The 12,209-nt window shown below is 46.4% G+C and carries 6 protein-coding genes; 3 read left to right on the forward strand and 3 right to left on the reverse strand.

From position 1 onward, the window contains the following. Nucleotides 1-261 precede the first annotated feature (261 nt). Nucleotides 262-525 (reverse strand): hypothetical protein, encoded by a 264-nt coding sequence (locus QUA97_RS14925; protein WP_194067370.1) that lies wholly within the window; start codon nt 523-525, stop codon nt 262-264. A gap of 93 nt (nt 526-618) precedes the next feature. Continuing rightward, nucleotides 619-4,560 (reverse strand): PAS domain S-box protein, encoded by a 3,942-nt coding sequence (locus tag QUA97_RS14930; RefSeq protein ID WP_333195092.1) that lies wholly within the window; start codon nt 4,558-4,560, stop codon nt 619-621. Nucleotides 4,561-4,860: 300 nt separating this feature from the next. Between QUA97_RS14930 and QUA97_RS14935 the strand changes: the two genes are divergently transcribed. Next, nucleotides 4,861-6,045, forward strand: coding sequence for an anion transporter (locus QUA97_RS14935; protein WP_194067372.1), 1,185 nt, complete (start codon nt 4,861-4,863; stop codon nt 6,043-6,045). A 52-nt stretch (nt 6,046-6,097) separates the two neighbouring features. On the opposite strand, the gene QUA97_RS14940 is transcribed toward QUA97_RS14935, so the two are convergent. After that, entirely contained in the window at nt 6,098-9,784 is a 3,687-nt protein-coding gene (locus QUA97_RS14940) for an alpha-mannosidase (RefSeq protein ID WP_333195093.1), read from the reverse strand. A 184-nt stretch (nt 9,785-9,968) separates the two neighbouring features. On the opposite strand from QUA97_RS14940, the gene QUA97_RS14945 reads away from it, so the two are divergent. Together QUA97_RS14945 and QUA97_RS14950 are read left to right on the forward strand one after the other, a co-directional pair. Then, the gene (locus QUA97_RS14945; protein ID WP_333195094.1) at nt 9,969-11,936 is read left to right on the forward strand and encodes a hypothetical protein; all 1,968 of its coding nucleotides are present in this window, start codon (nt 9,969-9,971) and stop codon (nt 11,934-11,936) included. A gap of 75 nt (nt 11,937-12,011) precedes the next feature. Continuing rightward, complete coding sequence (locus QUA97_RS14950) at nt 12,012-12,128, forward strand: photosystem II reaction center protein I (protein ID WP_106151135.1); 117 nt, start codon at nt 12,012-12,014, stop codon at nt 12,126-12,128. Nucleotides 12,129-12,209: the final 81 nt, after the last annotated feature.

Raw genomic sequence — 12,209 nt, forward strand, 5'->3', positions numbered from 1 at the left:
GTAGTCAGTAGTCAGTAGTCAGTAGTCAGTAGTCAGTAGTCAGTAGTCAGTAGTCAGTAGTCAGTAGTCAGTAGTCATACCAAATCTTAGTGACGCACTCCCTTTATGATGCGGTAGGGTGCGTCGCTACCGCATCGTTGCAAATAGCCAGAATTTTCGATGGCGACGCACCCTACTTTTACTCTTCCTCTGTGCTCTCTGCGCCCTCTGCGGTTCAAAAAAAAGAGATATCAGGTACAGAAACGCGATTTCTGGATATTTTTACGCAACGCCGAGTAAAGTTTTGTAACAAGTTTCGTGAAAATGCGTAAAAATTCCGCGCCAAGCCTGATATATAAATGCTGATTCATAGTACGGCGATCGCCCTAACTTTATGCCAGTTGGGGCGATCGCTTTTTTTACTAAGGATCGAAAACTTAACAACTTAAACACCTCCGACAGTCCTCTCTCCCGTAAGTTGCCAGATAAAAGGAGGCTCTTCCTCGCCCCAGAAGCATTACCAGGCAGAGCGAAAGTAACGAGCAATAACTGCTGACTGCTGACTAATGACTCATGACTACTGACTACTGACTAATGACTAATGACTAATGACTACTGACTACTGACAACCGTCAACTGTCAACTAGCTACTCGATCGCGCCCGCCCGACTTAGCCCGATAAAGCGCCTTATCAGCAGTTTCAATCAGCATCTTCGGCGAATTTTGATTTTCAGAAATCGTCGCCACCCCCATGCTGAGAGTCACGCAATCGGTGACAACAGACTTGGCGTGGGGAATTGCTAAAGCCTTGACGCGCTGGCGGATTCCCTCAGCAACAGCCTGTGCGGTCGCGATGTCGGTATTTGGCAAAATCACCCCAAATTCCTCGCCACCGTACCTAGCAGCTAAATAAAGGCGTTCTGCGGGTGCGTTCGTGCAACTATCCCCGATCGCGCGCGCGACTTGCTGCAAACAAGCATCCCCAGCCTGGTGGCCGTAGTTGTCGTTGTAAAGTTTAAAACAGTCAATGTCGCACATAATCAAAGATAGCGGTTCCGAACTGCTCGATAGTTCCCATTCGCGGTTAATCACCTCGTCAAACCGGCGGCGGTTAGCTAGCTGAGTCAGACTGTCCAAATTCGCCAAGCCATCCAACCGCTGGTTAGCTGCTGCTAGCTGCTGATAAAGTAAAGATTGTTCGATCGCCATCGCCACTTGAGTAGCCAACTGACTGAGCAAATCCATATCAAACTGCTGCCACTGGCGGGGGGCAGAACAGTGGTGGGCAATCAGCAAACCCCACAACTTCGGTAATTGACAAGTAGGATTACCGTTGCGATTTTCGATTCCCTGCTGCACGATGGGCACAACTAAATTCGCTTTCACCTGACACCCTGCCAAAAAATTGATGTGGCACTCAGCAAAATTAGAAGTGTGAATGTCCTCGACCGCTCGAATTCTGTTCTTCAAATACTGTCCGACATAAGTATTAGCAAAACAGCAATCCTCTACACCCATACCCATCAGCGGCATCCATTCTTCCCCAACCGACTCCACCACCACATCTCCGTTCCAATCGGGTCGGAAGCGGAAAATAATCACGCGATCGGTTGCCAAAAATTCCCGCACTTCCGCTACTGTAGTGTTGAGAATATCTTCGATATCCAGAGAAGAACGGATGCGCGATTGAATCTGCGCGATCAGGCGTTCCCGTTCTACCTGCTGCCGAAGCGCGACTTGCGCTTGCTTGCTTTGAGTAATGTCCCTACCTTCCGGCAGCAGCAATACTATTTTGCCAGTTTCATCCTCGACAGGTTTGAGAGAAAAATCAACTGTTGCCGTTTCATGTGCGCCTTGAACTTCCACTTCATAGCGGACAAATTCGCCTTTGGCCGATCGAGAAATTGCCTCTTGTAACTGTTCCCGAACTTCCTCAGAACTTCCCCACCACGGCCCCTCCCAAAACGGGCGGTTTGCCACATCCCGCAGCTTAATTCCCGCAAAATCCAGAGAAGTTTGGTTAGCTTCCAGTAGAGTGCCGTCCGGTTTTAACAAGCTGACAAATTGAAACGAAGAATCAAAAATTGCTCGAAAGCGCCGTTGAGAATCTCCCAACATTGCCGTCACCTTTTCGCGAGAAGTAATATCGCGGAAGCGCCACACCCTGCCAATAATATCTTGTCCGACTCGAATCGGCTGCGTGTAGCGCTCAAAAGTCCGACCGTCTTTAAAATCGAGAATATCGCAGCCTTCGGACTCCGCATCGCTATAAATTTCTTTAATTTTCTGCAAAAAAGCCCTCGGGTCTCTAACGTGCTTGGTGAGAAATGTCAGCCGCACCGTTCTATCCATCGAGTTTCTAACTTCTTCATGAATCCCCCACATTAAAACTAACTGTTCGTTAAAACTAATCAGTTCTCCGGCGGTACTAACGGCAAGAATGCCATCGGTCGTTGCTTCCATAGTAGCGTGCAGCAAAGAGCGCGATCGTTCTAATTCCGATGCTATTAATTTGCGTTCCGTGAGGTTTCGCACTGCTTTTACCTGCACTAAACGACCGTCGCAAACGACGAATTTACTCCGCACGTCAGCAGGAAAAGCAGTCCCGTCCCGCTTGAGAAAAACTGCTTCGCAGACTGTATTGGTGCTGGCGGAAATCATTTGTGGCGCTACTTTATAAGATTTTGGCGACAACAGTTCCAGCAAGCTCATTCCCACCATTTCCTCTGGATTGTAACCGAACATTTCGGCAAAATCGCTATTGACGCTCAACATTGTGTCGCGGTCGGCGATCGCCACTGCTTCAAAATAAGCTTCGCTTTCGAGCAATTGTGCTGCTGTCGTGCTGCCATTTCCCACAGTATAACTGCTATTAATTAGCTGTTGTAGTTGCGTATTTGCCGAATACAAAGCTGCCATTGCTTGCCGATACATAGCAGTGCGTTTCTCAACTTTTTCCGTTAGGCGATCGCGATATCTTCGCAGTTCCCTTTCGACTTTAATTAAATCTGTAATATCTACTGCAAACACGATCGCGCCAGCAATTTGACCTGTTTCATCCCGGTAAGGTATCCTATCTATTCGCACCCAGCATTTTTGACCGGAGACTGTGGGCAGAAGTTCGATTTTCCCCAGCTTGGGAACCCCCGAATTCATGACTTCCAAATCTTCTAAATAATATTGCTCTGCTTCGTCTGGATAGATTTCATAAAAAGATTTTCCTTCTAATTGATTGGCTGGCAAACCTCTCGATGCAGCGGCAGCTTTGTTAATTCGCAGCAGGCGACTTTCCCGATCTTTGTACCAAATCATCGCCGGCACAGAATCAAAAATAATTTGTTGTTCTTGGTGTTCCCGGCGCATTTCTGCTTCTGCTTGTTTTCTTCTAATTATTTCTTGTTGTAGTTTTGTGTTAGCTTTTTTGAGCTCTGCCGTGCGTTTTTCTACTCTTTCTTCTAGTCGGTCGTAGTATTTGCTCAGCAAGTTTTGTTGCTGTTCGCGCCGCATAATTTCTGATTTAGTATTTTCGCTAGCTAACAAACTTGAAGATACAAAATCTGCTAATATTTTGGTTAATTCCTGTTCTTCTTCCGTCCACTGACTCCCGAAACTTTCACGTTCGGCGCTGATTATTCCTACCATTTGACCTGCTAGCACAATCGGTACGTTTAACAAAGCAGTCTGACCGCGATCGGCAAAATAAAGATTGGCAAGTTCTTGCGTTCTCGGGTCATCTTCTGCCGCCACAGTGGCGATGGTAGTTGCGGATTTTAAGGCTTGAAAATAGGCCGGACAGTCGGCTGCTGTGACGATTATTTGTACTGAATGAAGTTTAGTATTTTCTTCGTAAAAGTCGATGCAGTGAAGCTGAGTTTTGTCTTCGTCGTACAGCCAAATGCTGGCTCGATCGCAGTTGACGATACTGATAGCGGCTTCTGTGACTTCGCGGATGAATTGTTCTATATTGTTGCGTTCTTTAAGTTGAGTTTTGGCTAATTTGGCGATCGCCAAAGTTGGACTGCGCCAATTTTTTCTCAGGTTTGGCGACGCTGCTACGGGCGAAGCCGCCTTAATTTCTTCGCAAACTAACAGTACAGTCGGTCGCTGGAAATTGACAATTGAGCGATCGCCATTATTGTCCTCTATTTTCCAGTCTACCCCAGCCAAAGCGCGCGCCGTTGCTTTGACCCAGATAATCCTGCCATCTTTGCAAGTCAAGCGACCTTCCCAATAGGCAACTCCAGCAGCCAGCTTACCGTTTTTTGCCTGTGTTAGTGCAGCAAATTCGGTCTGCATTTTCTCTTGATCTTGACAGTAAAATATGTTAAAAATTGAATGATAAATTAATTCCTGCGACCTGTAGGCGAGACGAGACTCGCCGAATTGATTGATTGAAAAAACTCTTCCCAAAGCGTCTAAAACGAAGTAAATGCCCGGAAAATTGTCGTAGAGAGTTCGATACCAATCCTGTTCAACTTGTTTGTTGCACGAAATGTTCGCTGCAGCGAGATCGCCGCCCGTACCGCCCAAGTGAGAATTGTGGTTTTCTGCGTTGCTTGAATGAATTTTTTTAGCAAACACTTTTAGCTTAACTCGACTGTAATTAGTTTTACTTTCTGGAATTGAACTTTCTTGTGAAACTAAATTAAACCTGTTATTTTAAAAAAGTTACAAATTGTAACAAAATTGCAACTTGCCCAGGGCGCTGGTTTTTGCTTCCCGATGCAAATCCTCTGTTTGTTTGTTTGTAGTTGGTAGATTGTCTGTTGGCGATATTTCCCGCTAGTTGCGGTGCTAGCAGGTTGAGTTGCAATTACCGCGTCTGTACTTGTAGTATCTCCGACAATGGAACAAACCGACACTCAAGGATTTTAAGTATCTATGATAACACTCAACTATCTAATCTTGGGGCTGACTTACTTGGGTTTCGGTTTGGGATATTTGCCGGGGCTGCGGATGAACCGGGCTGCGATCGCAATTGTCGGGTCAGCTTTTGCCGTAGCTTTGGGGATACTCGACCTCAAAACTGCTTGGGAGGCGATCGACCCCAGTACGATCGTTTTTTTGCTAGGAATGATGGTGATTAATTCTACCTTGGAAGCATCGGGTTTTTTTCAACTAGCTTTAGAGTTTTTAACTCGCTTTACTCGTTCTCCCTTCGGCATTTTAGTAGCTGTTACTTTTGGCAGCGGTATTTTATCAGCATTTTTTCTCAACGACACTACTGCTATGTTGCTCGCCCCATTAACACTCACTCTAACTCGCTCTTTATCCCTCAATCCTCTCCCTTATCTTTTGGCTTTAGCAGGAGGCACTAATTTAGGTTCGGTAGCAACAATCAGCGGGAATCCACAAAACATTCTCGTCGGTTCTTTTTCGGGAATTAGCTATTGGGAATTTTCCCGCTCTCTCGCACCGGTAGCGTTAATTTGTTTAGTGGTTCAAGTAATTTGGTTGTGGTGGCTTTATCCCGAAGTGCGCTCTTGCAAATCTTTGCCTGCGGTTTCTCAAGTTCGGTATCGGTTATTCAAGCCTTTACTAGCGAAAAGTTTGTTGGTAACAGCAGGACTTTTGGTAGCTTTTTTAGCCGGAGCACCTTTAGCCGAATCTGCCTGGATAGCTGCTAGTATATTGTTGATTACGAGGCGCGTCAAGTCCGATCGCATTTTGCAGCGCGTGGATTGGAATTTGCTAGTGATGTTTGCGGGATTGTTTATTGTGACCAAGGCCGTTCAACAACTCGGTTTGTTGGATAACTTAACTAATTTGACTGGTACGCCGCTGAGTTTGTTGGGAACAACAGTAATTCTTTCTAACTTAATTTCCAACGTACCGGCCGTGTTAGTTCTGCAATCGCTGATTCCGAAAACAGATACACAAGCTTGGCTGTTGCTGGCGGCGGGTTCTACCCTGGCAGGGAATTTAACTTTATTGGGTTCTGTAGCTAATTTAATTGTAGCTGAAATTGCCGAAAAAGCAGGCGATCGTTTGACATTTAAGGAGCATTTAAGATTCGGACTACCGCTAACTTTCGTGACGTTGGGAATTGCGTATTTTTGGATCTAATTTGCAGAACAGCACCAGCCTAAACTTAGCACTTAACCCGCCAAAAATCTCCTCATCTCTTCCCTTCCCTTTCTTCCTTTGCGTCCTTTGCGCCTTCGCGGTTCATTACAACAGTAAAACTTGCAATTTTCCAAGGCTCTATCTTAAAACCTCGCCCTTGAGACAACTTTTCAGACAAATTTGCAGGTCTTTCTAACAAATCAACTGACCCTACAATCTCCAATTGCAAATCGCTATCCAATTCTAGCACAGCCTCTTTCCCCTCCGATTCGCAACACCGCAAAATCCAAACATTAGCATCATCGTCCGACTGTTTAAACGCCATCAGCGCTAAATTTTGGGCAGACAAATCCAAGAACTTGCCAACTGCTGGTAAACTCTTGTTTCCGTTTTCCCCTAACTGCGGGAATACCTTTACTAGCAGCGGCAAATTTAACTCGTAACCCTGTCGAACTGTACCGGCATCTTGCCAATTTCCAGCGTGGGGATAGACTGCACAAGTAAATTCCGAAACTCCTTTATCTGCTTGTTCGTCCGGCCAAGTCGAGCCCCGGAGTAAAGTCAGCCGGATTTGATTTTGTTGAATGTCGCAACCGTATTTACAATCGTTGAGCAAACTCACTCCAAAACCCTCATTGCTGATATCAGTCCAGCGCAAAATCGGTACTTCCCATTTGGCTTTTTCGGCGGGTGTTTGGGGTTTAGTTGTGCGATCGATCGCCCCGCCGGGAATTTCGCAAGTTACAAAATCTGCTTCTACATTTAACCCAAAAGCTGCTTTAACCAAAACGTGAGTTTCTTGCCAATCTACAACCGTCTTAATTTTCAGCAGCGGCGAACCTTTTTCTAGCGTGTAATCTTGGCAAAACTCCGATTTGCCAATTTGCAGAACAACCCGCAAACTCTGCCGTAATTCTCCCCGATCGATCCAACAAATCTCTTTGAGTATGGGCGCGGGTAATTGATGTTTTTGATAATTCGGATCGATGTTCCAAGCATCCCAATATTGACCGTTGTCTTGAAAGGCTTGCAGTTGATTGCCTCCGGCTGCATTCAACACTTCTCTATGATTGACTTTATCCCAAATGCTGGATAAACTGCCAGTTTCTCGGTCTATTTTTGCCAGAATAAGTTCATTTTCTAACACCATTTCTGGGGTGGTAAAATGCGTTTCTTGACAAAGTGCATTTTTTTGTGCTATACCGTATGTAAGTTTCGATAAATCTGTCTTATTTTCGGTGGCTGGACTCGCGCCCGCATTACCCGCAGTTTGAGAGTCTTCGCGACACAGCCAAAACACGCGGTAGCCGATCGCCGGAACATCCTCTGCACAAAATAACATGATAAATTGCGATGGCGGTCGATCGCCCTTAACTATTTGCGAAACCAGCCTCTGTCCCGACAAATCGTAAATTTGCCAAGGTAAACCAGCAGAATCGGGAAGCGGTAGATTGACAACCTCAGAGCGCGACCAATTGAGAGGATTAAAAATCAGAATCGGTTGAGCGTCCGGCTGCGGGGGAGAAGGCAGAGAAATTTGAGCCGAGATAGCATCTAAAGATTGTAGCAAAATTTGGCGCGACGCGCGATCGGCCTCGGCAAAGGCTAGATTAGCATCCGCGTAGACTTGGGCGATCGCCGAACCGGGCAAAATATCGTGAAACTGGTTAAACAACACTTGTTTCCAAGCCGATTCTAACTCAGATTTCGGATAAACCGCACCCGTGCAAATCGTTGCCAGCGAAGACAACAACTCCGCTTGATAGAGCAATTCTTCACAGCGGCGGTTTTGGCGTTTTTGGTCAGCGCGAGTCGTGTAACAGCCCCGGTGAAATTCTAAGTAAAGTTCATCCTTCCAAATCGGCAGAGTGCCGAGATTTTTGAGTTGCGAGATAGAAGGATTGGCAAATTCTAGCGCCCGCAAATTCTCCTGACTGTCAGATTCTGGAACATCATTTTCGGGCAAAGTTGCCGCAACTTCCGGCAAAAACTGACTCTCAATCAAAGCCAAATAATCAACCGCCTTGGCAAACTCCAACCTGGGGAAAAAAGGCGACAATTTCCAGCGTTTCGCCACCTCTAGCATATCGCGAGTCGGGCCGCCGCCGTGGTCGCCAACTCCCGGCAACCAAAGAGCATCTGGCAAATTAGTTTTAACTTGCCAATCAAAAGCATAACTTGCCATTTTTACAGATTCTATACTTTCGCCGATCGCCCCAGACATCATGCTAAATATTTTAGTACCATCCAACCCTTCCCACCAAAAAGCACCGTAGGGAAACTCCGTCGAATCATTCCAGCGCAACTTCTGAGTCACAAAATAATCAACACCGCCGCCGCGCAAAATCTGAGGTAATTGCCATCCAAAACCAAAAGTATCCGGTAGCCAAGCCACCCGCATCAATTCCCCAAACTTTTCCTTTGCATAACGCTGTCCGTAAACAACTTGTCGCACCATTGACTCAGCAGAAATCAAGTTTAAATCTGGTTCAACCCACATCCCGCCGACAACTTCCCAACCTCCGACAGCCACCTGTTTTTGAATCGCTGCAAACAAGTCCGGGCGGTGCTCTTCCATCCAAGCATAAAGCGCCGGAGTTGAATGGCAGAAAATCAAATCGGGAAACTCCGATTGCAATTTCAATACCGACTCAAAAGTTCGCTCTGCCGCTTCCCAAGTTTCCGGGACAGGCCACAGCCAAGCTAAATCTAAATGAGCGTGACCGACCAAATAGATTTTACTTTTATATATAGATTGATCTCCGCCATTTTTCCCTATATATATAGATGTACTGTACTGATTTTCTCCCACCTCAAAAACTCGATCTATTCTTCCCTCTGTGTCCTCTGCGGCCTCTGCGGTTAAATCATCTAAATCCCCAGAAAAAGATATCCTCTCGCCATTTTCTCCCACCTCAAAAACTCGATCTATTCTTCCCTCTGTGTTCTCTGTGGCCTCTGCGGTAACATCATCCAACTCCCCAGAAAAAGCTCGGAGATATCCCAGTAAATTGTGCCGCAAAACAGAGAGAGAGCGATCGAACTTGGCGCGATTCGGCAAAGCCGACCAATCAATCAAATTAACCGCCAAATCAATCTCAGATTTTAGCAAATTTCCCTTGACAAAGCAGGGATGATTTGCTATATTTTGGGTGGGGAGGTATTGGGAATTTTTATTTTCTGAATTGCCAGCTAGGGATTTTTGCAAAATCTCTAACTCGTCTGCCACAAAACCCGGATCGAAACAAGCAGAATCTGCCGCTTCGTACAAGCAAATCGATCGCACTAAAGCACCGCTATCGTGGCCTGGACTTACCAACCGCAACATCACCCAAAATTCATCGCCAGGATTGACCGACGCACTCAACAAAACTCGATCGGCACAATCAAATAAATCGCCTTGTCCGACCAACTCACCGCCGACAAAAATCTGAGCATCTTCGGCCCACCAAGTCAAGCCCAACAGCAACCGCAAACCAACCACAGGATAGCCGTGCAAATTGTTAGGAACGACAAAGTGCTGTCCCAAATAAATAACTTGCTTCCCAGAAGGCCAAGCAATATGTCCTTTCCCGTTAAGTTCGGCAACCGGCCCGTTACAAATACCTACCGAACCCGCCGCCACCGCGTCACAATCGCAGTACCTCCAGCCAGACTGAACCTCCACTTGACTGAGGCGGCGCAACTTCTCTACAACTTCAGAAATATTATTGCTAGCGGGTGTCACAGAAGCGTTCATTTTTAGCTAAAATAGGAATTGCGTAGGAATCAGGATCGGAATCGAACCGCGCAGGCGCAAAGAACGCGAAGAAATAATAGTTTCAGAGGGTTTGAAACTGCGATTAATATCCCGGTTTAATTTTACCAGAAAAATTAACTAATTCCGGCGCGAAATTACAGTCAGCCATTCAAGAATTAAACTTATGTCCGACGGTTACTACGGCCCATACCAAAGCCGAATATTAAATTTTATATCCAAACAGTCCCGCCAAGTCGCCGATAATTGCGATCGCACTTGGCGAAAAATTAAACACACAACCCTCAGCACTACCCAAATTCTACTTTATCCAGCTTACTTGCTGGTGCAAAGTTCCCGAATGTTGACCAGACAGTTGCGGGAATCAAGTCCCAAAGTAGATTTACCCGAATTGCAAAAAGATGTCGGGGATGAAAATCCCGACTTGCTACAAAATTGGGATGAGGGAGAAACGTCGGAAAGTTCGATCGGTAAAATCCTGCACCTAGCCGAAAATTTGCTAAATCCGTCACAAACTGCCAAAACTTTAGCCAGTACCCCGCTGTTAATAAATCAGACAAATCCAGCAACGGAGAAACCCGCTAGGGGTTTGCTTCCAGCAATCAATTTTTTGAGTGAAAAAACCACCAAGCATCAAACAACTTCCGCCCTAGAACATCCGCTGGCCAAAACTCAATTAGAAAGCCAACCAAAAGTTAGCGCCATCGCGACTTTCATTCCGGCGCGCACTTTAGTTTTGGTGGGAAGGGAAAATCAGGTTTTAGATATTTTGACACCCCAACAGCAGGAACTGCTGGAAAATCGGATAACTTGGGAAGTCGCCAACAACGGGCCGGAACGGCGGCAAATTGCCGAAAAAGAATTAAAATTTAATCTCGGTTTGGAGTCGGCTGCTAAAAAATCCCAGTTAGCGCCGGTGCGTCGTTTTTGGGAATTGATGGCTTGGCTGCAGACAAGTCCGGTTGCGGTGAAAAGAAATCAGTTTGGAGAATCAATTTTCGCAGTCAAAAAATCGATCGACCGCAACGCTATTTTACTCCAAAAAGCCACAGCGCAGGTGGCTGCTGCGACAACCGCACCGCAGTCGATTGCTCAATCAAATTCCACCGATGACAATAGGCCAAAATTAGAAACTTATTTTAACAACAAGCTCGATCGAGCAGCCAATCCTCTCTCCTTTGTCACCTTACTCGATCGCGCCGCCCTCAACCTCGAAGAATTTACCGTCCCCCCAGCCGCCAAAACCACCGCAGTCAATTCTGAAGTCAAATTTGATACATCAGCCGCGCAAACCAATTTAGGTCTTACCGCCCGCGAAATCCTGGAAAAATACGCTCAAAACATCGAAAAAATGATTTGGTCATCAGTAGACCACCTGCTGGGAAAAGAAACAGCAGCCAGCGATAGCACGGAAAAGTCCGTAGCAATTCGGTATTATTTGCAACAGCAAGGACAGCTAGAGAAAACCGAAAACAGCCAGGAGGTCGATAGACCTTGGTTGAATTGGCAAGACTTATTCGGGGAACCAGGGCCGCAGCAGTCGATCGAGGGAAGTTCCGAACCCGACGGCGCAACAGATGAAATCTCATTATCACAAAACAGCTCAAAAGTCAAGGATAAAATGGCAGAAGGTCGATCGACCGCCGTCTCAATGTCGCCCTACCCCAAATCAATTCACCGCCTGCTCGCCGGACTCAAGCAGAGCTTGCTCGCACCAGAGTCAAAAAGTCAACCCCAAAAAGCCTCAAATTTAGCAGTAACTCAAAAAAATAGCCCTGCACCCGCAACACCATCAACCCCTGGGGGGACACAGGAAACCCAAGTGCCAAAATACACCAACCCCAACACCGCGCCAAACAGCCAATCCCCAACAGCAATCACCCAGCAAACCAGCAAATATACCCCAACAGCCACAGCGGCCCAACCAACAAATCGCAGCGCCACCGTCCCGCCCGCAGACGAATACTTAGAAACAAAATCCCAATCAATGGGTTACATTAAACACCCGCTAGAACAAGTGCTCGAATGGATAGACCTACTCATGGTGCGACTAGAAAACATCCTAGAGCAACTCTGGAACTGGGCAAAAACCAATTGGCCAACAATCCTCCAAACCAAAGATAAAATTGAGTAATCTTTAGCCTATGATAAAAAAAGTTGCACTCGCAGCAATCAGCTCAGTATTAAACCATCTTTGGAGGCTCCCACAGTGCTAACCCTCAAAATCGTAGTTAATGTAGTTGTCCTATTTTTTGTTTCCCTGTTCGTATTTGGATTTTTGTCCAATGACCCAGCCCGGAACCCCAACCGCAGAGACATGGAATAAGCCAGCTATCTGGGCCGCTAGTTCGGGGGGCCGACACCGCAGCCCCCGAACCAGGGCACGAAGCCACAACAATGAGTAAAT

Source organism: Microcoleus sp. CZ3-B2 (genome assembly GCF_036705055.1).
Classification (GTDB): Bacteria; Cyanobacteriota; Cyanobacteriia; order Cyanobacteriales; family Microcoleaceae; genus Microcoleus.

Bases quoted from the DNA above. Each gene is read 5' to 3' on its own strand.
- QUA97_RS14935 (WP_194067372.1), top strand. From the start codon at position 4,861: ATGATAACACTCAACTATCTAATCTTGGGGCTGACTTACTTGGGTTTC.
- QUA97_RS14945 (WP_333195094.1), top strand. From the start codon at position 9,969: ATGTCCGACGGTTACTACGGCCCATACCAAAGCCGAATATTAAATTTT.
- QUA97_RS14940 (WP_333195093.1), bottom strand. From the start codon at position 9,784: ATGAACGCTTCTGTGACACCCGCTAGCAATAATATTTCTGAAGTTGTA.